The organism is Pseudalkalibacillus salsuginis (genome assembly GCF_021646685.1).
Taxonomy (GTDB): Bacteria; Bacillota; Bacilli; order Bacillales; family Fictibacillaceae; genus Pseudalkalibacillus; species Pseudalkalibacillus salsuginis.
Genome location: NZ_JAKJHW010000006.1, coordinates 134,479 through 154,778, shown reverse-complemented (window position 1 = coordinate 154,778; position 20,300 = coordinate 134,479). Strand labels below are relative to the sequence as shown.

General features: G+C 44.9%; 21 protein-coding genes. 2 read left to right on the top strand and 19 right to left on the bottom strand.

The genetic code is table 11. The annotated features are described in order from the left end of the window. Positions 1–7: 7 nt before the first annotated feature. Both L1611_RS15450 and L1611_RS15445 read right to left on the bottom strand, forming a co-directional pair. Positions 8–976 (bottom strand): ABC transporter substrate-binding protein, encoded by a 969-nt coding sequence (locus tag L1611_RS15450; RefSeq protein ID WP_236314728.1) that lies wholly within the window; start codon positions 974–976, stop codon positions 8–10. A 219-nt stretch (positions 977–1,195) separates the two neighbouring features. Then, positions 1,196–2,143, bottom strand: coding sequence for an NAD(P)H-dependent flavin oxidoreductase (locus L1611_RS15445; protein WP_236314610.1), 948 nt, complete (start codon positions 2,141–2,143; stop codon positions 1,196–1,198). A gap of 263 nt (positions 2,144–2,406) precedes the next feature. On the opposite strand from L1611_RS15445, the gene L1611_RS15440 reads away from it, so the two are divergent. Beyond that, complete coding sequence (locus tag L1611_RS15440; RefSeq protein ID WP_236314609.1) at positions 2,407–2,928, top strand: gamma carbonic anhydrase family protein; 522 nt, start codon at positions 2,407–2,409, stop codon at positions 2,926–2,928. 305 nt (positions 2,929–3,233) lie between these two features. Here the strand turns inward: L1611_RS15440 and paaX are convergent, their stop codons facing one another. From paaX to L1611_RS15360, 16 genes are all read right to left on the bottom strand, one after another. Continuing rightward, positions 3,234–4,130 (bottom strand): phenylacetic acid degradation operon negative regulatory protein PaaX, encoded by an 897-nt coding sequence (gene paaX, locus L1611_RS15435; protein WP_236314608.1) that lies wholly within the window; start codon positions 4,128–4,130, stop codon positions 3,234–3,236. A 224-nt stretch (positions 4,131–4,354) separates the two neighbouring features. Next, on the bottom strand, positions 4,355–5,128 hold the full coding sequence (locus tag L1611_RS15430) for an enoyl-CoA hydratase-related protein (RefSeq protein WP_236314607.1): 774 nt from the start codon (positions 5,126–5,128) through the stop codon (positions 4,355–4,357). 17 nt (positions 5,129–5,145) lie between these two features. Then, entirely contained in the window at positions 5,146–6,351 is a 1,206-nt protein-coding gene (locus L1611_RS15425; RefSeq protein WP_236314606.1) for a thiolase family protein, read from the bottom strand. Beyond that, positions 6,344–7,216, bottom strand: a complete 873-nt coding sequence (locus tag L1611_RS15420) for a 3-hydroxyacyl-CoA dehydrogenase (protein ID WP_236314605.1) — start codon at positions 7,214–7,216, stop codon at positions 6,344–6,346. Before L1611_RS15420 ends, L1611_RS15425 begins: the two co-directional genes overlap by 8 nt. Before the next feature lie 181 nt (positions 7,217–7,397). Further along, positions 7,398–8,915, bottom strand: a complete 1,518-nt coding sequence (locus L1611_RS15415) for an aldehyde dehydrogenase family protein (protein WP_236314604.1) — start codon at positions 8,913–8,915, stop codon at positions 7,398–7,400. Positions 8,916–8,985: 70 nt separating this feature from the next. Beyond that, positions 8,986–9,759 carry an enoyl-CoA hydratase-related protein gene (locus L1611_RS15410; protein ID WP_236314603.1) on the bottom strand — a complete coding sequence of 258 codons (774 nt, stop codon included), beginning with the start codon at positions 9,757–9,759 and terminating at the stop codon, positions 8,986–8,988. Positions 9,760–9,773: 14 nt separating this feature from the next. Further along, positions 9,774–10,547 carry an enoyl-CoA hydratase-related protein gene (locus tag L1611_RS15405; RefSeq protein WP_236314602.1) on the bottom strand — a complete coding sequence of 258 codons (774 nt, stop codon included), beginning with the start codon at positions 10,545–10,547 and terminating at the stop codon, positions 9,774–9,776. Continuing rightward, a complete protein-coding gene (locus L1611_RS15400) occupies positions 10,540–10,848 on the bottom strand; it encodes an EthD family reductase (RefSeq protein ID WP_236314601.1) in 309 nt (102 codons plus the stop codon). The genes L1611_RS15405 and L1611_RS15400 overlap by 8 nt, the downstream gene beginning before the upstream one ends. 17 nt (positions 10,849–10,865) lie before the next feature. Beyond that, entirely contained in the window at positions 10,866–11,375 is a 510-nt protein-coding gene (gene paaD, locus L1611_RS15395; protein ID WP_236314600.1) for a 1,2-phenylacetyl-CoA epoxidase subunit PaaD, read from the bottom strand. A 24-nt stretch (positions 11,376–11,399) separates the two neighbouring features. After that, a complete protein-coding gene (gene paaC / locus L1611_RS15390) occupies positions 11,400–12,185 on the bottom strand; it encodes a 1,2-phenylacetyl-CoA epoxidase subunit PaaC (protein ID WP_236314599.1) in 786 nt (261 codons plus the stop codon). Beyond that, the gene (gene paaB, locus L1611_RS15385) at positions 12,185–12,535 is read right to left on the bottom strand and encodes a 1,2-phenylacetyl-CoA epoxidase subunit PaaB (RefSeq protein ID WP_236314598.1); all 351 of its coding nucleotides are present in this window, start codon (positions 12,533–12,535) and stop codon (positions 12,185–12,187) included. Before paaB ends, paaC begins: the two co-directional genes overlap by 1 nt. A 21-nt stretch (positions 12,536–12,556) precedes the next feature. Further along, positions 12,557–13,525 (bottom strand): 1,2-phenylacetyl-CoA epoxidase subunit PaaA, encoded by a 969-nt coding sequence (gene paaA, locus L1611_RS15380; RefSeq protein ID WP_236314597.1) that lies wholly within the window; start codon positions 13,523–13,525, stop codon positions 12,557–12,559. 92 nt (positions 13,526–13,617) lie between these two features. After that, positions 13,618–14,949 carry a phenylacetate--CoA ligase PaaK gene (gene paaK / locus L1611_RS15375; protein ID WP_236314596.1) on the bottom strand — a complete coding sequence of 444 codons (1,332 nt, stop codon included), beginning with the start codon at positions 14,947–14,949 and terminating at the stop codon, positions 13,618–13,620. A 496-nt stretch (positions 14,950–15,445) separates the two neighbouring features. Continuing rightward, a complete protein-coding gene (locus tag L1611_RS15370) occupies positions 15,446–15,787 on the bottom strand; it encodes a hypothetical protein (protein ID WP_236314595.1) in 342 nt (113 codons plus the stop codon). 118 nt (positions 15,788–15,905) lie between these two features. Beyond that, positions 15,906–16,901, bottom strand: coding sequence for a lipoate--protein ligase (gene lplA / locus L1611_RS15365; RefSeq protein WP_236314594.1), 996 nt, complete (start codon positions 16,899–16,901; stop codon positions 15,906–15,908). Between the two features lie 125 nt (positions 16,902–17,026). Next, the gene (locus L1611_RS15360; RefSeq protein WP_236314593.1) at positions 17,027–17,764 is read right to left on the bottom strand and encodes an MBL fold metallo-hydrolase; all 738 of its coding nucleotides are present in this window, start codon (positions 17,762–17,764) and stop codon (positions 17,027–17,029) included. Between the two features lie 149 nt (positions 17,765–17,913). Between L1611_RS15360 and L1611_RS15355 the strand changes: the two genes are divergently transcribed. Continuing rightward, positions 17,914–18,558, top strand: coding sequence for an SDR family oxidoreductase (locus L1611_RS15355; protein WP_236314592.1), 645 nt, complete (start codon positions 17,914–17,916; stop codon positions 18,556–18,558). A 177-nt stretch (positions 18,559–18,735) separates the two neighbouring features. On the opposite strand, the gene gntK is transcribed toward L1611_RS15355, so the two are convergent. After that, a complete protein-coding gene (gene gntK, locus L1611_RS15350; protein WP_236314591.1) occupies positions 18,736–20,283 on the bottom strand; it encodes a gluconokinase in 1,548 nt (515 codons plus the stop codon). Positions 20,284–20,300: the final 17 nt, after the last annotated feature.

Below are 20,300 nucleotides of genomic sequence, written 5' to 3'. Positions count from 1 at the left end.
TTAATTATTATTCGATGTATTCTGCCATTGCTTCCCATTCTGATTTCAATTCGACGCCCATTGCTTCTGCTGCTTTTTTATTGATGACCAATTTCAGATTTTGCGGGTATTGTACTTCAAAATCAGAAGGTTTCTTGTTACCCTTTAATATTTCAGCTGCGATCAGCCCTGTTTCATATCCAAGATCACCATAATCGAATCCGTATGCTGCCAGTGTACCTCGTTCAACGGAGTCCAGATCTCCTGAAAACAATGGAATTCCTTCATCTTGAGCAATTTTGATTACAGTCTCTAAAGCAGATACGACCGTATTATCTGTATTGATGTAAAATACGTCCGCTTCACCTACAAGGCTTTCTGCAGCTTGCTTTACATCTGCCGTTGTCGATACACTCTTTTCGACAACCTGTAAATCCGTACCTTCAATCGCTTTTTTGACGGTTTCCAGCTGGGAGACCGAATTCTGTTCTCCAGGATTATATAATACACCTATTTTTTTTGCATCCGTTTGCTCATCAATGAATTGGATTGTGTTCGGAATCGCATCAGGGTGAGTATCACTCGTTCCCGTCACCCATTCAGAAGGCTTATCCATCGCTTCAACCAGTCCTGCCCCGACAGGATCAGTCACTGACGTGAAGATGACGGGTATTTCAGCATTTTCTTTCGTAATGGCTTGTACACTTGCTTGTGCACTTGGGGTAGCATTTGCAAATATGAGATCTACACCTTCTGAAACATGCTTTTTGGCGATTGTATGGATATTGTTCATGTCAGCTTGAGCACTGTCTATGATATACGTGATATTCTCGCCTTCTACAAAACCTTTTTCCTCAAGAGCTTTCTTGAAGCCTTCAGTAGCTTCATCAAGGGAAGGATGCTCCACAAACTGATTGATCGCTACGGTCACCTTCTTTTCCCCTGATCCCTCATCCCCTGTGGCATCATCTGTCGTTCCACACCCACTGATCAACATGACACCTGCCAAAGAGACACCGACGATTGACTTCCAGAACTTATTCAACCTTTATTCCCCCTCAAATTGTATGCATTATCACGAATGGTAAGGGATTAGCGGATTTCATGATGCAGACTTCATATTTCTTACAATTCGTGAATTTATCGTAATCGTATCAAGGGGGTATATAATTGTCAATAAATAGTCAAACAATTCTCACAACTGGATGGTTACCACTTAAAAACGTTCAGTAAGGGATTTGGATACATCTTGCGCTTCGTTCATCATCCTTTCCAGCAACTCTGAGACCGTTGGTATGTCATGGACCAAGCCTGCGATTTGGCCAGAATTGATAAAGCCTTCTTCCAAATTCCCCTTTACAGCCCCTTCTCGATGATAATCCTCAGTCGTTTTATCCATGAATGATTGAAGGTCTGCCCCTCCTGCTTCGTCATCCAGCAGTAGTTTAGCATAAGGCGTCTTCATCAATCGACGGATTTTCCCATAGCTTCTACCGACAATTACAGTCTCTGTATCTCCGGCTTCAATCAGTTTTTGCTTATAGTTCTCATGGAAAACTCCCTCATGCGTGGCAATGAAACGTGTCCCCATCTGCACGCCTGAGGCACCAAGAGCCATAGCAGCCGCAAGACCTCGCCCATCCCCAATACCTCCTGCTGCAACGACAGGGATATTAACAGCATCCACTACCTGCGGAATAAGCGTCATGGTCGTCGATTCCTCCGTTGCATTGATCCCAGCGGCTTCATAACCTTCTGCTACTATGATGTCCGCCCCTGCTTTTTCAGCTTTACGGGCATGCTTGACAGAAGCGACGACGCAAATCACCGTTACACCCCGTGCTTTGAACTTAGGGATGAACGGTGCAGGATTCCCTGCGGATAACACCACTACAGGAACTCCATATTGGAACATTAACATTGCTGTTTCCTTTACGGCTGGGGATACACTTAATGGAATATTGACCGCAAATGGCTTATCCGTCAGTTTTTTGGTTTGTGTGATCAGCTCTTCGATTTCATCTGGTTGAAAGGTCCCGATCCCTATTGTCCCCAAACCCCCGGATTCAGAAATGGCAGCAGTCAATGGAGCATTGGAAGCGTTCCCCATTCCTCCTTGGATGATTGGGTATTTGATGTCAAGTAACTGGTATAAAGGGTTCATATTGATGATCCTCTCTCTTGAAGGTAAGTATTTTTAAAGATACTGCTCGTTTAATCAGCTGTGTCGAGCAACATGGATCAGGTCGAGCAACCGTACATCAAGCCGCACAATTTTTTTAGCATTCACCTTCTTGGATCTTTTCAAGCCCTTTTTCCGTCCGCAGTCGCCTCGCCAGAATTCCGATCACCATTTATGCTTGTAAGGAGGCCATCTTTTCCTGATATGATATAATCGAGGAAACGCTTTCAAGGAGGTTTTTACATATGCTATATCCCTACAACGGTAAAAGTCCGAAAGTTAACGACTCCGTTTTCGTCGCACCAGGTGTACATATCATCGGTGACGTTACAATCGGTAAAAATTCAAGTGTCTGGTTCAATACAGTCATTCGCGGAGATGAAGCTCCAATCCGTATCGGCGAGCGTACCAATATCCAGGATAACTGTACATGCCATCTGTATGAAGAGTTTCCTTTGATTCTAGAGGACGAAGTATCAATCGGCCATAATGTCATCTTACACGGTTGTACGATCCGTAAAGGCGCTTTAGTCGGTATGGGAGCGACGATTCTCGATGGGGCAGAAATCGGTGAATCTGCCTTCATCGGTGCGAATACGTTGATCCCGCCTGGAAAGAAGATCCCTCCCCGGACAATGGTGATGGGGTCCCCTGGTAAAGTGGTCCGTGAACTCACCGAGAAAGACCTTGAACTGATCCAATTGACCATCGACACTTACGAGCAAAAGGGCAAAGAGTTTAAAGAACAAATGACCCCAATAAAGTAAAGAAAACTTGGCGAAATCAAACACAAGCGCAGATTGAGCCATAGTTGCCCTTATGCCATGAGGCGAAAAGAATACTTGGCGAAATCAAGCGTAAGTGCATATAGGCCAGCCCCATTTTCCTTAGTCTAAACCGCCGGAACCAAAATCCTCACTAATTAAGCGGACATATAGGTTCTTATTTTTGAATAAGGACTGATTTACTATGATTTTAATGGAGTGAAGTCTCTGGTGGCCCGCTTGGTCTTCGAAAAATAAGGTTTTTCACAAATAAGGTCTCTAGTGCCCGGTATTTGTAATATTGGAGCTTAATTATTCGATTCGAAGATCAGCGGATGGTTCAACGCGTCATACTTCTTATCACGCTTCTTCACTTCATTTCCTTCGCTGAAAACAGCCTCGAAGAAACGGCTGGCAGGTTGTGCCAACGCTTTATAATAGTCGCTGAAAAGATCTGCCGCATAATCACCAAGCCATTTTTTCGGCAACAATTCTTGAGGTAATCCAGGATCAACGAATAGAAACTTCCGATATTCATGGACAAGCTTCGTCCGTTCCACAAAACACTCACCATCGGACTTTCCACCTTTTTCAATCTTGCTCTTATCGATCACATATCTTTGACTGTACGTTTTGATGAATTCCTCGTATTTCATATTGATTTCTTGGAGATCCCAGCATTCTTCAACGAGTTTTTCACTCTTATGAGGCCCTTTATATTCAGACACGAAGAAATGGACATAATCTCGGATGTCATACTTCTCAATCATCTGATTCACTTGTTTCTCTTGTTGATTCGGTGAAATCCAGAAGCTGTTGGAGAGCAGACCGAAACCACTCCAAACGAGTTCTTTCCGAAGCTCATCACGGATGCTCCTTTTGTCTTCTGGAATGGTGTATGTGAACATTCTCCATTTTCCATCCCACGTTTGGGGTTGGAGCTTGAAGATCCGGTTTGCGGCTTCTTCAATCCGTTCAACGCCTTGCTCCGTCAACCGATAATAGCTTTTGTTCCCTTTCCGTTCAGCAGTGACCCATCCTTGCTTGTTCATTCTGGAAATAGCCGCACGGACTGACTGTTCATTATGTCCGAACTCCTTCAGCAAGCGAATAAGACTCCCAATCCATATATCGTTGCCATAGTGACGGATGTAATCTCCATATAACGTAAAAATCATTGAACGCGTATTAAGACTGTTCTGCATGGTGTTCATCCTTTTCCGATTCTATCTTTCAAATTACTCACAATCATATATAGAAAACTTGGTGAAATCAAGTTTCAGCGCAGATTGAGCCGTAGTTGCCCTTATGCCATGAGGCGAATAGAAAACTTGGCGAAATCAAGTTTCAGCACAGATTGAGCCATGGATTCCGCTAAAAAGCATTTCTTTTCAATATCTCGCCAAAAAGGATGGACAGTCTTTTAACGTCATTCTCCTTTAAACTCTGGAGGACGTTTTTCACTGAAAGCAACGAGTGCTTCGACCCGATCCTTCGTCGGAATCGTTACTTCATAGGCCTTTGCTTCTATATTAAGGCCGGTTTCCAAATCGACATTCATGCCTTGTTTGATTGCATATTTTGCTTGCTTTAAAGCAATTGGACCATTCTTCAACATTCTTTCTGCCCATTGTTCAGCCGTTTCAATCAATTTATCCGAAGAAACCACTTCATTGACGATTCCGTATTGCAATGCTTCATCAGAAGATAGCTTTTGAGCGGTCAAAATCAATTCCATCGCTTTCGCTTGTCCAATCAACCGAGGAAGGCGCTGTGTTCCGCCTGCACCAGGGATAATCGCCCAGCCAAGCTCTGTCAAGCCCATCTTCGTATCGACCGCGATTCGGAAGTCACATGCAAGCGCAAGCTCGAATCCGCCACCGAAGGCATAGCCGTTCATTGCTGCAATCGTAGGTTGTGGAAGCTTATCGACCGCTGTGAACACATCTCTTATTTTCGTCACATTGCGCCGTACTTCATTTTCTGTCAAGGTTTTACGTTCCTTCAAATCAGCCCCTGCACTGAACGCTTTCTCACCTGCTCCTGTAAAAATGACTACGCGAACTTCAGGGTCATGATGGATTTCTTCAACGATTTCGCCTAACTTTTTCAATGTATCGTAATTAAAGCAATTTAGTACATCTGGTCGGTTCAGTGTCACATAGGCAATATGATTTTTAACTTCGTATAAGATCGATGACATCTCTGATTCCCCCAAAATTAATAGTCGTAACCCTCGACGATGGCAGCGATTCCTTGTCCGACTCCGATACACATCGTCGCAAGGCCGTACCTTGTCTTCTGCTTCTTCATTTCATGGACAAGTGTTGTCAATATCCTCGCCCCGCTGGCTCCAAGGGGATGTCCATAAGCAATCGCTCCACCGTTTACATTGACGCGTGACGGATCCAATTCAAGCTGTCGGATACACTCCAATGATTGGGAAGCAAACGCTTCGTTCAACTCGATCAACCCAATGTCTCTTATCGACAATCCTGCCCGTTTCAATGCTTTTCGAGACGCATGGATCGGTCCAAGTCCCATGACCCGAGGTTCAAGCCCAACGGCGGCAGATGTGATGTACCGTGCTAACGGCTTAAGGCCAAGCTCATCAGCCTTTTCCTTACTCATGAGCAACACGGCAGATGCCCCATCATTGATCCCGGATGCATTCCCAGCTGTTATAGTCCCATCCTTGAAGAGCGGTTTCAAGCTTGAAAGTTTTTCAAGTGAACTGTTCGGACGTGGATGTTCATCAATATCGACGACAATCTCATTCCCTTTATGGTCCTTATAAGTGACAGGAACGATTTCTTCTTTCAATCGCCCTTCTGCCATTGCCCGTTTCGCCTTCATCTGGCTTTCATATGCGAACTGATCTTGCTCTTCACGCCCTATATCATAGGCTTTTGCGACGTTTTCAGCCGTTTCTGGCATGCTATCGGTTCCAAATCTTTCTTCCAATGCCGGGTTCACGAATCTCCAGCCGATAGTCGTATCGAACATTTCCCTGTTGCCGCGAGGGAAGTCTACCTCAGGTTTCCCCATTACATACGGTGCACGAGTCATGCTTTCCGTTCCACCTGCAATGAAGACTTCCCCCTCATCAGCCATGATTGCACGCGCAGCATAGGAGACCGCATCCAAGCCAGAGCCGCATAGACGATTGATCGTCGTCCCGCCAACTTCAACCGGCAGATCAGCAAGCAACGCTGACATTCTCGCAACATTACGATTTTCCTCCCCAGCTCCGTTCGCATTTCCGAACACGACTTCTTCAATCTGCTCCCTGGGCATGTTCGGGTTACGTTGAAGCAAGGATTTGATGATGATGCTTCCAAGGTCATCCGGACGAACATTTTTCAATGCTCCTTTATATCGCCCGATCGGCGTCCTCACTGCATCCACTATGACGACTTCACGCATTGTCAGAACCTCCCTGCTCCCTGTAATCATAAACACCTATACCTGCTTTCCTTCCGATACGACCAGCGTTTACATATTTGACTAGCAGCGGGCATGGGCGATATTTCTCACCTAATGTTTCATGTAGATACTTCAAATTATTGAGACGTGTATCCAATCCGACGAGGTCTCCCAGCTCGAATGGCCCCATCGGATAGTTGAGTCCGAGCTTGATCGCCTTGTCGATTTCTTCAGGAGACGCAACGCCTTCTTGAAGCATATAGAATGCTTCATTTCCGACAAGCGCACTGATCCGGCTGGTCACAAAGCCAGGAAATTCATTGACTGTAACTGTTTCTTTCCCCATTTTCACAGCCACTTCATTCGCAACTTTTACTGTATCTTCGGCCGTATCAAGTCCTTTGATGATTTCGATCAAAGGCATCTTATGAACGGGGTTGAAAAAATGCATCGCGATCACTTTTCCTGGCCGGTTTGTAAAAGAAGCGATTTCTGTAGGACTCATCGTAGATGTATTCGTCGCAAAATAGCAATGCTGTGGTGCATGCTGATCAATCATCTCGAATACGTTCCGCTTGATCTCAAGATTCTCTGGAACAGCTTCAATCACCATATCTGTATCCGATACTGTCCCTTCAAGTTCAGATGAATACGACATACGTTCCATGCCTTCATCCGCTTCTTCTTCAGTCAGCTTATTACGCTGGACACCTTTTGCAAAAGTCGCGTTGATTTCGGTCTTTGCACTCTCCAATGCCTTTTCAGCAATATCAACAAGTGTCGTCTTATACCCCCCAACAGCGGCAACATAGGCGATTCCTCTTCCCATGACACCGGAACCGATGACGGTAATATGTTTGATCATGTCTCTCTTCCACTCCCTTGTATAATGGGTATGTTTTAGCTGAATTTCGTGATCTTTTCAATATTTGTCACGTTTTTATAAAATCCTGTCTTGATTCCTATTTCCACACCAGGAGTCTTCAAAAAAGAATAAGCTGAAGGCGAGCAGCCTGGAAAGGTGCTCGCCTACTAATTCATCGAGGTTACACTCCGAACGGATTCAACGGCTTTCCTCCAACATAGGAGATGACGCTTTTCGTTTCTGTATACAAATCGAGTGTTTCGATACATAGCTCTCTTCCGAATCCAGATTGCTTGTAACCTCCGAATGGTGTGCCAGGGAATGCAGAGAATGGTGAATTGACCATTACCGTACCAGCCTTCAGCTTGGAAGCGACACGGTTTGCCCGAGCATGATCCGTCGTCCAGATTGCCGCTGCAAGACCGAAAATCGTATCGTTTGCAAGCTTTAGGACTTCTTTTTCATCACTGTATTTCATGACGACCACGACTGGGCCGAAGATTTCTTCCTGTGCAATTTTCATATCATTCGTAACATTCGTGATGACAGTCGGCAGATACCAATGGCCGTTTTCAAATCCTTCGACCTTGGCGCGTCCACCGCCAACAAGAACTTTTGCACCTTGCTTTTCAGCCTCTTTTACATAGCCATCGATCACTTCCACCTGGCTATCGCTTATGATCGAACCGATGTGTGTTCCTTGATCAAGCGGATTACCGAGTGTAAGCTTCTTCGTCTTTTCAATGAACTTTTCAAGGAACTCATCATATACGTTTTCGTGTACGAAGAGACGTGAACGTGCTTCACAGGATTGTCCCGTATTGTAGAAGATACCGAAAAGGGAGCCATCGACAGCTGCATCCATGTTCGCATCTTCAAATACGATGTTTGGTGATTTACCACCAAGCTCCAACGTTACTCGCTTCAATGTTTCTGATGCTTTCGCCATAATGTCTTTACCAGTACCTGTTTCACCCGTGAAGGCCACTTTATCGACACCAGGGTGATCGACTAAATGGGAACCTACAGTGGAACCTGGTCCCGTTACGATGTTGACGATACCTTCAGGGACACCGGCTTCATGACAGATTTCAGTCAAGATGATTGCTGTTAGAGGCGTCAAGCTTGCAGGCTTCAATACGATCGCGTTCCCTGCTGCGATTGCCGGTGCTACCTTCCAAGAAGCCATCATCATCGGGTAATTCCAAGGGATGATTTGCGCACAGACACCGATCGGTTCATTGGATGTCGTGTTCGTGAAAGGGCCTGGCATGTTGTTTACATGTCCGCGATGACCGACGATTGCACCTGCATAGAATTCAAAATTTTCAACGGCCTGCATGACTTGACCTTGAGCAGCTGATAAGGATTTTCCACTGTTCAGCACTTCCAGTTCTACCAACTCGTTAAAACGGCTGCGCATGATCGAAGCGATCTTGTTCAATACACGGGCACGCTTTCCGACCGGGTATTTCGGCCATTTCCCAAAATCGAATGCACTGCGTGCTGCTTCGACGGCTTTATCCACCTCTTCTGTTCCAGCTTTTGCCACTTGCGCAAGAGCTTCACCAGTTGCTGGATTGTAAGTTGTGAAAGTTTCCCCAGAAACGCTGTCGACCTGCTGTCCGTTGATGATCATCTTGTAGGATTCGCGTTTCATTTCTGTTCCGGCTTGTTGTTGTTCTTTTGTTGTACTCATTTACAGTCACTCCTTTAGTGTAGTTGAGTATTTTCATTGTTGCCTGATCTTCGTCTAATTCCACCCATTTTTAACGGCCTTTGAATACAGGCTTTCGTTTCTCCAGAAATGCTTGCACCCCTTCTGCATGGTCCTCAGTCTGGCCTGCTGTACGTTGGGCATACGCCTCGTTTTCAAGCATTTCACTGAGATCTGCCTCCCAGCTTTTCCGTAAGTATCTCTTGATCAAGCCGATCGCTTTCGTCGGTTTCTGGGCCAGATTTTGTGCAAATGCCGAAACTTCCTCTTCCCATTGACCGAGCGCGATGACTTTCGTTGCTAATCCCAGGTCCTTCGCTTCCTCCGCTGAAACCTTTTCCCCCATTACAGCCAATTCAAGCGCTTTCGCATGACCAACCAATCTAGGGAGATAGAAGAGATTTCCAGAATCGGGTACGAGTCCGACATTGATGAACGCTTCAATGAAACTTGCTTTTTCGGATAAAATCCTGAAGTCACAAGCGAGAGCAAGACTCATCCCAGCCCCCGCTGCTACTCCATTGACAGCAGCAATGACCGGTTTTTCGAAGTTTGCAAGTTTTTCAACCATAGGATTATAGCGTTTACGCAATATTTCAGCGTGATCCGTATCTTGTTTAACTCCCGCCAGATCTTCCCCTGAGCAGAATGCCTTCCCGTTTCCAGTAATGACCAGACAACGGACTTCACTATCTTTTTCTGCCGCTTTCAGTGCTTTGGTGATCTCTAGATTCATCTGTTCTGTAAAAGCATTGAATTTGTCAGGGCGGTTCAGCCGAATCCATGCGACATTGTTTTCTGTAACGTATTCAATCGTTTCGAACATAACCAAACCGCTCCTTACTTTCCTTTGAATTGTGGTTGTCGTTTTTCAACGAAAGCTTTCATACCTTCCTTTTGATCCTCGGAGGCGAATAGCATGTAAAAGTTCTTACGTTCGTATTGCATCGCTTCATATACGGAATAATCGACGGATTTGTTGACAGCCTCTTTGATCATCCTGACAGACAACGGTGCCTGTTTTGCGATTTTACGAGCAAGTTTCATCGCTTCTTCCAAAACAAGCTCCGGAGCTACGACACGATTGACGACACCGTTTTCATCCGCTAATTTGGCAGTCATATATTCGCCTAACCATAACCACTCGAGTGCTTTTGCCCTGCCCATCAACTTCGTAAGTCTAACGGTCCCGCCTGCACCTGGCATTACCCCTAAGTTCACTTCAGGGAATCCGAATTGTGCGTTCTCAGCTGCGACGATCAAGTCACAGCTTAGTGCAAGCTCGAATGCCCCACCGAGACAATAGCCATTTACTGCTGCAATAATCGGTTTTTTTACCCACGCGAGCCGGTCCCATTCGGTAAACTGGTTCAGGAGTTCAAGTGAAATGGAGTCATCCTCTGCCATTTCAGCGATATCCGCTCCAGCAGCGAAAACTTTTTCATTTCCAGTCACGATCATTACGGAAACATCATCAGCCCTGTCCCACTCTTCCATCGTTTGGAGGATTTCTGCGACCATCTTCCGGTTCAAGGCATTCAATACTTTTGGACGGTTCAGTTGAATGACACCAACGCCATCTTCGGTCCAGGTTTGAATGGTCTCCTTATTCACCTTCGACTTCCTCACCAATCATCAGTGTCACCAAGTCACCAGCAAATCCCATGAGGTCCTTTCCAGACGCTTTCGCTTCATCCGTTTTCATTGCGGCTTTCAATGCATCATGGTCGTCATAATACATTTCACAGAGGAGGTGGTAATCACTAGCTCCCATTGGAGACCCAACGATTTTCGTCACTTCCATTTTACGAAGTCCGGGTATCTTAGCTGTAATCGGTGAATGTGTGTTGAAATAGTGCTCGTCGAATTCCTCTTTGTTTTCAGGATTCTTGTACAATGCGATTAATTTTACCATTATATATACACCCTTTCTTATTCGTCGCCGATATTGGCAACGGGTTTCATTGCTTCAAATGGATTCTTACAGCTTCTGCAATACAGAATACAGCGACAGGCTGTAGGTCCGAATAGGTTTTCCATCGTCGTATACACGGAACCGCAGTAAGGGCACGGGATTTCCCATGGTTCCCCTGGTGTATGATTAGCGGGGGGAGGTGATATCCCGAACTCTTTCAACTGTTCTTTCCCTTGATCGGTGATACGGTCTGTCGTCCAAATCGGTTTGGATAAAAAGTTGACTTCAACCTCTGATATCCCATCCACCTCGATGATGGCATTGACGATATCCCGCTGGATAATGCCAAGTGCCGGGCAGCCTGTGAAAGTAGGCAGGACGCCGACTTTCGCCAGAGATCCTTCTACTTCAACACCTTCAACCATTCCAAGGTCCAAAATACTGACAGAATCGATTTCCGGATCCCTAACGCCCTGGAGGACATCATAAATCGTCTCTGCCATCTGTTTAGATTCAATCCCGGTCATCGTAACCCTCCTCTCAGGTTGAATTTACCAGCCAGCAGCAGGATTCGTCTCATACACCTCAGAAAGTGTCGACAAAGCTTGATGAAGGTCTCCGGTATGTTCTCCCTGGCGGCCATTCCCTTTCGTCATGCCAAGTCCACCAGGCAAAGGTGCTCCGACTTGTTCAAATGTCTTTTCCATATGCACAAGCCACTTTTTGCGCATTTCCTCTTCGCTTGCGATATAGCCTTTACTCGTCATTTCTTCTGCAAATGGTCCGAGCGTAAGTACCCCGTCCATCTCATTCCAGCATCTTTCAATCGCTGCTGTCATACGCTTTTTCGCTTCATCTGTACTCGACATTAATTGCTTGAACCATGTCTCCCAATGCATCAAATGATACTGTAGCTCAATCAGCACTTTTGAAGCAGAATCGGTAAGAGGTTCATAGCTTGATTGTTTCAAAGATTGCATACGGATTTTCTTATGGATAGAGTAAAAATAGTTCCGTACGACCGCAAAAGCCCAATCAAATTGAGGCTGCTCAAGGTACGTCCCTTCTCCATTCTTCTCTTCTAAAAGAACCGCATTTCTGAATCTTTCCGGAGCTCTCATGTGTGACAATTCATCAGCTTTCCCTTCTCCTAACTCCTCAAGGATGCTGTAAAACTTTACCGCATGCCCCATCATATCCTGATTGATCGAAGAATAAGCCACGTCCTCTTCGATATGAGGAGCCAGCCCGAGCCATTCAGAGCCGCGGTACGCCAGGATGAAATCATCATCCGCCAAGGAATAGAGCAGTTCCACTAGTGCCATATCCTGTGCCATCACTCTTTTCCTCCCTTGCTGTTGCTAAGTAAGCTTTGTTCTGTGAATTGTTCTTGCTGGTAGTTACGCCATTTTTTCTTTAGATATCCGTATCCCTTTGTTTCCCGATATTCTTTATTATTCAGCCGCTTCAACATTTCCCGTTCCTCTTGGGTCGTCATACGGATGTTATCTCTCTTCGCCACCCAAATGTCAGCTACAGGTTCACGGCGGAAGAAGTTTTCCCGTGCCATGATCAAAGCCATCTCTTCATTAGGAGCTAGAAGACTGAACTGGTGCTGTAACGGGCTTTTATCTGTCTTTTTACTGAATACTTCATACACACTGTAAAAACCGTCTTTTTGGCTCATGAATTTCCCCTCCCCGTCCGTCTAGACTGCCTTCGATATTGGATTCAAGGCCTCGCGCACCCATGCATTGTTGTCGTAAGAAATCCTGCGAAGCTCAAGTCTCTCCTTCGATTGCGGACCATTCCCAGTGACGATTTCCTTGAATTCAATCCAATCAGGATCCTGATAGACCCACAGCGCTTGTTCTTCATCAAAATGGATCGTCTCATCTGGAATCGTCAGGCCAAGGGACCAGATTCTAGGTACGTATTTGGTGAAAAACTCCTGGCGAAGCTCTTCATTCGTCTTCTCCCGGATTTTGTATCTTATGTTCTTGTCAACGTGGGACGTTGATGCATTTTCCTTGCTCTTCGGCCCAAAGAACATCAGGAGTGCTGTCCACCAGCGGTTAAGGGCATCTTGTAGCAATTCGCGTTGTTCAGGTGTTCCTTCTGCCAGTGCCATGATTATACTCTCACCGTGCTGGGCATGGAAAACCTCCTCGGCACAGATCCGCTTCAATGCTCGTGCATATGGACCGTAAGAAGAGTCGAGCATCATGCTTTGCGAAATGATGGCTGCTCCATCGACCAGCCACGCAATGATCCCAGCATCCCCCCATGTAGGCGCTTTCATATGGAACACATTATGAAACTTCAATTTTCCTGAAAACAGATTTTGCATAATGTCTTCACGGTTCATGCCAAGAGGTTCCATCAAGTCTTCCGCTACGCGGAGCAATAGCTGGCCATGGCCCATTTCATCCTGTACCTTTGCCATGATCGCCAGTTTACGATGTAAAGATGGTGCTTTCGGTACCCACTCCTTTTCTGGAAGCGCTCCCATTATTTCGCTGATTCCATGCATGGATATCAAACGGATCAAAGATTGTCGGTAATCATCAGGCATCCAATCGTTAGGTTCGATCTTCTCTCCTGCGTCGATCCTGTTCAAGAAGTGTTCATACTTCTCTTCTTCAGTCAACTGATCGAATGATTTTTCGATAGTCATCTATTCTCACCTTCCGAATATTACGTTTATTTAACGTAATTATAAATTATCGTTATAAATAATTCAATCCTTTTACTGGCTTCGTAAAATAATTACTTCTGTAATACCTTCTCTTTCCTGAGATCAACGATTCTGACAGCCTTTCCTTCCGAGCGAGGAATGGAGTCTGGTTCCATGATCTTCACATGAATGGAGACGAGGCAGTTCGACTTGATCCGGTACTGGATCCGCTTCCTCAATTCGTCCATTTCAAGATGTTCCATATCCCCTGCACATTTGTCAAAAGTAGCCTCATTGACCTCCACCTGCAATTCGATATGGTCCATCGTTCCATTCTTTTTCAAAAGGATTTGATAATGCGGAACCAATTCTTCAACCTGCAGTAAGCAATTCTCGATTTCAGAAGGAAACACATTCACTCCACGGATGATCAGCATATCATCGATACGTCCCTTCACCCGCGACATTCGGACGGAAGTTCTGCCGCATTTACAAGATTCACGATCGAGCGTGGCGATATCTCCTGTACGGTAACGGATGATTGGAAATGCTTCCTTCGTCAGGCTCGTGAAGACAAGCTCTCCATACTCTCCATCTCTTACCGGCTCCAGTGTTTCTGGGTCGATTACTTCGACGTAGAAATGATCGTCGGCAATATGTAAACCGTCTTGAGCTTCGTGACATTCGATTGCCACTCCTGGACCGATGATTTCGCTGAGTCCATAAATATCGATCGCTTTGATATCGAGTTTCTTTTCAAGCGTCTGCCTCATTTCTTCCGACCAGGGCTCTGCTCCGAAAATGCCGTATTCAAGACTAGTCTTCTGCGGGTTTTTCCCCATCTTTTCCATCGTTTCCGCAATATTGAGGACATAAGATGGTGTACCACAAATGACCTGAGGCTGGAAGTCCTCAATCAGAAGAATTTGGCGAGCAGTATTCCCGCCGGAAATCGGAACGGTAACCATTCCCAGCTGCTCTGAGCCATAATGAAGGCCTAAGCCTCCAGTGAACAATCCATACCCGTATGCATTATGCAATACATTTCCTGGTTCTCCGCCAGCTGCAGCAATGGAACGGGCTACAACCTCACTCCAGACCTCGATATCACCCTTCGTATAACCAACGACCGTCGGTTTTCCACTTGTCCCTGAGGAAGCATGAAGACGAACCATTTCTCTCTGGCCGACAGCAAAAAGGCCGAATGGATAATGATCCCGCAAATCCTTCTTTATCGTAAAAGGGAGTTTATTCAAATCTTCAAGACTTTGGACATTGTCTGGTGCCACGTTCTTTTTATCGCATTTTTCTTTATAAAAGGGTACATTTTGATAGACAGTACGGACGGTTTTTTGCAGCCTTTCCAGCTGAAGCTTTTCTTTGTCTTGCTGGTTCATCGTTTCTTTTTCCACATTATAAATCATCTTACCCCTCCTTATATAACGAAAATTTTTCGATACATGATAAATATGGTATATAAAAATAGTATAAGGAAAGCGCTTTCTTGTCAATTTTCAGATTATTGATTTTAGTGCAAATCAATGATTTATTGTTCGTTCGTTTCTACTGCTGTATCTCTTTTGTACCGAATTCCTTTAACACAAAAACCAAGAAAAGCGAATACACCCTGGTTAACCACGAAGTTCACTGGAAGTCCGACAATGAGTCTCGAACCAAACAAAGTTCGGTTCTGCGTACCTAAATCAATGTGTTGACCGCCGCAGGAGGGCTGAAATGATCCTGGTGGTTAGGAGGTGGAGCTAGACATCACTTCACCGCAACCAAAATTTTTACACTTTCTTAGCCGTTAAAGAAGAATTGGCAAAAGCCAAGCCTGTGGGGTGACGGTTGAGCCTTAGTTGAACTTATACTTTCTTATCGTATAAAAAAACTCCCTTTCATCAAAAAGGGAGCTGATCTTTAAAAATAAGGATATGGGTATGGATATGGGTAGTAAGGATATGGACGGAAGTAAGGAACTAGCGATAAGGCAGCTATGGCTGCTAATGGCAACAAGAGACCTCCGAACCTTCTGAACCTTGGCTGCCTCGTATCATTTCGATCGTAAGATTCCGGTTCCATCATCTCAGGCACGAGAAGTTCTACACTATCCTTCTTCAATCCCATGACGATTGCGTCGAATTTCTTGCCGTCCTTCGTTTCAACCAAAACATGGTATTGTTTATATTGTTTACATTTGTCGTACATGTGTCTTATCCGTTCATCGTCCCGGATCGACTCGTCATTATGTTGTTCTGACATTCTTCATCATCCCCTTTCTCACAATGTCATGATATTCACCCAGAAGATTGATGTGCCTATTTTCAAAAAAAACGTTAAAAAAAGCACCTACCCTTGTAGATGCTTCCATGTTTACTAATTAATGAACCAATTGTAAAAACTGTTCCCTCGTGATTTTCCCTAGGTAATGACTGATATCTAGATCGGCCAATGCTTTTTTTATGTCTTCGTAATCATATCGTACACCGATCAGACGCAACTCGATATCCTCCACATCTCCAACGCCGAAAAAATCGCCATAGATCTTACATGCCTGGATCGTATTTTTCACAACATCCAAACGGATATCCAATTGACCTGCACCCTCAAAACGATGAGAATGCTTCACATTGAATTTAGGTGACTTTCCATAGTTCCAATCCCAGTTCTGATAACGCTCTGCTGAAATTTTACGAATGCTGTCCCAATCGTCTTCAGTCAGTCGATATTGAGGTATCACCTTTTCGTCTTCAAAAAGGTATCGAAGCAGAGTTTCTTTGAATTGCTCTGTCGTCATGTCTTGGTCAATGTGCTCACGGATATTCGTTACCCGGCTCCGGATCGATTTGATTCCTTTTGATTTGATTTTATCCATATTCACATTCAATGCAGAAACGACGTTCTCAATTTGCGAGTCAAACATAAGGGTACCGTGGCTGAACATCCGGCCTTTCGTCGAAAACTGGGCATTCCCCGATATTTTCTTGCCATCGACGAGAATATCGTTCCGCCCGCTCAACTCCGCTGGAACGCCGAGCCTGTGGAGGGCTTTGATGACGGGTTCTGTGAATTTTTTAAAATCGTGGAAACTATTACCGTCATCTTTCGTGATGAAACTGAAATTCAAGTTCCCATGATCATGATAGACCGCGCCGCCACCGGATAGTCTTCTGACTACGTGTATTCCATGTTCCCGTACATACTCCGAATTGATTTCTTCCACCGTATTCTGGTTTTTTCCGATGATGATCGATGGTTCGTTAATATAGAACAATAAATAGGTATCATTGATATCCAAGTGTTTCAGCGCATATTCTTCAATGGCCAGATTTACTCTTGGGTCTTTAATATTTTCGTTATCAATAAAAAATAGCATCCTTGTCCTCCTGAAATTGATAAACTTACTTACTTGCTTTATCTTTTACCAATCTTTTTGGCCTGTTTACCAACATTTTTACGGCATTTACCAAAATTTAAAGTACTTTTACTCAAAAAGGATAACTATTCCCCTTCCCAGATGAAACCTTCTTCCGCCAGGATGACATCCCCCGGGTATTGTTCCTTAGCCTCAGGTACAAGCTTTTCGAGTTCGCCGAAATGAGGGAGATGGGTTAAAATCAGTTTACCGACATTCGATTCCCTTGCTACGATTCCTGCTTCTTCACTCGTCATGTGACCAACACCTGCCCCATCCATCCCCTTGTAGAGATTTGATTCGCACAATAAGAGATCTGCGTTGTGGAAGAAAGGAAAGAATTCCTCCTGGAAACTCGAATCCGCCGTATAACCAACCGTGTGAGTTTCACTTTCAATCCGCATGGCATAACACGGGACCGCATGTTTCGTCTGTAAAAAAGAAATTCTAAACGGACCTGCTGATATCGACATTGCCGGGTTATATTCTTCTGCAGCGGTAAACGCTTTATAACCCAACCTTTTAAATTCCGTCTCGTTGAAACGATGTCCGTAGATCGGCAGTTGTGGCAATATCGTATCAGTATGTGATTTTACCAATCTTGCGAATTGCAGCGGACCGATATCCGCAATATGATCAGCATGGTAATGGGAGAGGATGACTGCATCAAGGTCCTCTACAGATATGTAGGACTGAACTTTTGAAAGGACTCCACTTCCACAATCAACCAACAAGTTGAAACCATCCTCTTGTAACAAATAACCTGAGGTCGCTTCGCCAACTTTCGGAAACCCACCCCAACAGCCGATTATGGTTACTTTCACCAATCTCACTCCATTCGTATTACCTATGATTTGTATATAACATAAGACACCTCTTCTAGTATACCGCTAACCCTTCAACTCAACCGTTTATATTCCTCGGTTTTGTGGTAAATAATAATTATGTTTTCATTGAAAGGAGTTTTGAGAGGATGAAAGTGCTTGTAGTAGGTGCAAACGGTGGTACAGGCCGTCATATACTTGAAATGCTAGGTAAAAGCAATGACCACCAAGCCGTTGCGATGATTCGCGAGATTACACAGTCTGCCGAGCTTGAGAAACTTGGCATCAGTGAAACCGTATTAGCGGACTTGGAGAATGAAGTCGATCATGCAGTAGAAGGCTGCGACGCAATTCTCTTTGCTGCTGGTTCTGGATCAAAGACTGGACCAGAGAAAACGGTGAGTGTGGACCAAGAAGGTGCGATCAAGCTGGTGAAGGCAGCCGAAAAACATGGAGTTGATCGCTTTGTCATGTTGAGCACGGTCGGAGCTGATGATCCTGATTATGGCCCCGACAGTATGAAGCATTATTTTAAAGCAAAGAAAAAAGCGGATGACGCACTGAGAGAAAGCTCACTTACCTATACGATTGTCAAACCAGGAAGACTCTCTTATGACACTGGTACTGGTAAAATCAGAGCAGCAGTAAAGCTTGATGACTACTCCGGGGAAATTCCACGTGAGGATGTAGCGAAAGTGATGATCGAATCGTTGACCCTGGAAAGCACATACGGCAAAGCCTTCGAGTTCCTTTCAGGCGACACCGATATCGTTGAAGCATTGAAATCTTTATAAAAGTAATGGAAAGGGACTGCCACGTTTGGCGGTCCCTTCCTTTTGCAAATGTCCCGGTAATTTAGGTTTTGACTTGATTTTTTTGGATTTCGTCTAGATTTTTTCCGGTTAATTTCGTGATTTCTCGGAATTTTGTCTGAATAATCCTGAATCTTGTCCTGATTCATCAGGTGAATTTTATTCCGGTTTTACATGTTTGTTTTGAAAAGCTGCGATCGCTTCGTATTCGTCAGTCAGTTTTCTCGATATCCTGATGAAAATGGGCATCAGTTCATTATAGATCTCTACATCCGTTGGGTCAGGGGTATGTTGATGGACCGATCCAACCATCGTCTTTACATGCTCGAGTGATTCGATCTTGCCTTGTGCATACATTCCGAGAATGACAGCACCAAGACAGGAGCTTTCATGACTTTCAGGGACGAATACTTCCTGATCGAAAATATCCGCAAGCATCTGCCTCCATAGTGGTGAACGGGCGAATCCTCCTGTAGCCTGGATTCTGTTCGGCATGCCGATCAATTCTTTGAGAGCAAGCATGACCGAATGCAGATTGAAGACGATCCCTTCTAGAACAGCTCGTATCATATGTTGCTTACCGTGATGCAACGCTAATCCGAAAAATGAACCTCTGGCGTCCGCATTCCATAATGGTGCCCTTTCTCCGCTTAAATATGGATGGAACAATAATCCGTCTGCTCCCGGTTTCACATTGGCCGCAATTCCAGTAAGGATCTCGTAAGGATCAATCCCCAGCCGTCTTGCAGATTCGGTTTCTGCACCACATATTTCATCCTTCAGCCAACGGAAGGTCATCCCGCCATTGTTGACCGGACCTCCGATGATCCAGAGATCTTCTGTCAATGCATAGCAAAATGTACGTCCTTTAGGATCCGTAACAGGTTTACGGGCTGCCGTCCTGATCGCTCCACTCGTTCCGATCGTCACAGCTACAGCTCCTGGTTCAATCGCATTAACGCCTAGATTGGACAGCACACCGTCACTTGCCCCGATGACAAATGGGGTCGATTGCTCGATTCCTAGAACATCTGCATACTTCTCGTCCAAGCCAACAATAGATTCTTTCGTTGGTACCAGTTCTGATAATTGGTCCTCTGTTATACTAGCAACCTCGAGGGCCTCAGCATCCCATGTCATTTTTTCTAGATTGAAGAGCCCCGAAGCTGAAGCGATTGAATAATCGACAATGAACACATTGAATAGCTTTTTAAAAACAAATTCCTTGATCGAAATGAATTTAGCGGTACGACTGAATAATTGTGGATACTCTTCCTTCAACCACATCAGCTTGACCAATGGGGACATCGGGTGGATCGGTGTTCCTGTCCTCCTGTAAATCTCATGTCCGGTAGAGCTTGTCTTCAATTTTTCTGCCCATTTCGAACTCCTCGTATCTGCCCAGGTGATGCATTGCGTCAGCGGCGATCCTTCATGATCGACAGCAATCAAACTATGCATGGCTGAACTGAAAGAAATGAATCCGATCTTTTGACCCTCTACTTCACTTTCTTCTATAGCTGTATGGATGCTCAGCAACACAGCCTGAAAAATTTCTTCAGGATCCTGTACTGCGGCTGATACTTCAGGTGTATGCAAAGGATACTCCACATTATGGAGTCCTATTACTTCACCCTTTGCATCATATACGACCGCTTTTGTACTGGTTGTTCCTATGTCGACACCTACATACCATTCTTGCTGCATAATTGAAAACGTCCTTT

Coding starts and splice junctions, on each gene's coding strand:
- L1611_RS15450 (WP_236314728.1), bottom strand. CDS start 976: ATGTTGATCAGTGGGTGTGGAACGACAGATGATGCCACAGGGGATGAG.
- L1611_RS15445 (WP_236314610.1), bottom strand. CDS start 2,143: ATGAACCCTTTATACCAGTTACTTGACATCAAATACCCAATCATCCAA.
- L1611_RS15440 (WP_236314609.1), top strand. CDS start 2,407: ATGCTATATCCCTACAACGGTAAAAGTCCGAAAGTTAACGACTCCGTT.
- paaX (WP_236314608.1), bottom strand. CDS start 4,130: ATGCAGAACAGTCTTAATACGCGTTCAATGATTTTTACGTTATATGGA.
- L1611_RS15430 (WP_236314607.1), bottom strand. CDS start 5,128: ATGTCATCGATCTTATACGAAGTTAAAAATCATATTGCCTATGTGACA.
- L1611_RS15425 (WP_236314606.1), bottom strand. CDS start 6,351: ATGCGTGAAGTCGTCATAGTGGATGCAGTGAGGACGCCGATCGGGCGA.
- L1611_RS15420 (WP_236314605.1), bottom strand. CDS start 7,216: ATGATCAAACATATTACCGTCATCGGTTCCGGTGTCATGGGAAGAGGA.
- L1611_RS15415 (WP_236314604.1), bottom strand. CDS start 8,915: ATGAGTACAACAAAAGAACAACAACAAGCCGGAACAGAAATGAAACGC.
- L1611_RS15410 (WP_236314603.1), bottom strand. CDS start 9,759: ATGTTCGAAACGATTGAATACGTTACAGAAAACAATGTCGCATGGATT.
- L1611_RS15400 (WP_236314601.1), bottom strand. CDS start 10,848: ATGGTAAAATTAATCGCATTGTACAAGAATCCTGAAAACAAAGAGGAA.
- paaD (WP_236314600.1), bottom strand. CDS start 11,375: ATGACCGGGATTGAATCTAAACAGATGGCAGAGACGATTTATGATGTC.
- paaC (WP_236314599.1), bottom strand. CDS start 12,185: ATGGCACAGGATATGGCACTAGTGGAACTGCTCTATTCCTTGGCGGAT.
- paaB (WP_236314598.1), bottom strand. CDS start 12,535: ATGAGCCAAAAAGACGGTTTTTACAGTGTGTATGAAGTATTCAGTAAA.
- paaA (WP_236314597.1), bottom strand. CDS start 13,525: ATGACTATCGAAAAATCATTCGATCAGTTGACTGAAGAAGAGAAGTAT.
- paaK (WP_236314596.1), bottom strand. CDS start 14,949: ATGATTTATAATGTGGAAAAAGAAACGATGAACCAGCAAGACAAAGAA.
- L1611_RS15370 (WP_236314595.1), bottom strand. CDS start 15,787: ATGTCAGAACAACATAATGACGAGTCGATCCGGGACGATGAACGGATA.
- lplA (WP_236314594.1), bottom strand. CDS start 16,901: ATGCTATTTTTTATTGATAACGAAAATATTAAAGACCCAAGAGTAAAT.
- L1611_RS15355 (WP_236314592.1), top strand. CDS start 17,914: ATGAAAGTGCTTGTAGTAGGTGCAAACGGTGGTACAGGCCGTCATATA.
- gntK (WP_236314591.1), bottom strand. CDS start 20,283: ATGCAGCAAGAATGGTATGTAGGTGTCGACATAGGAACAACCAGTACA.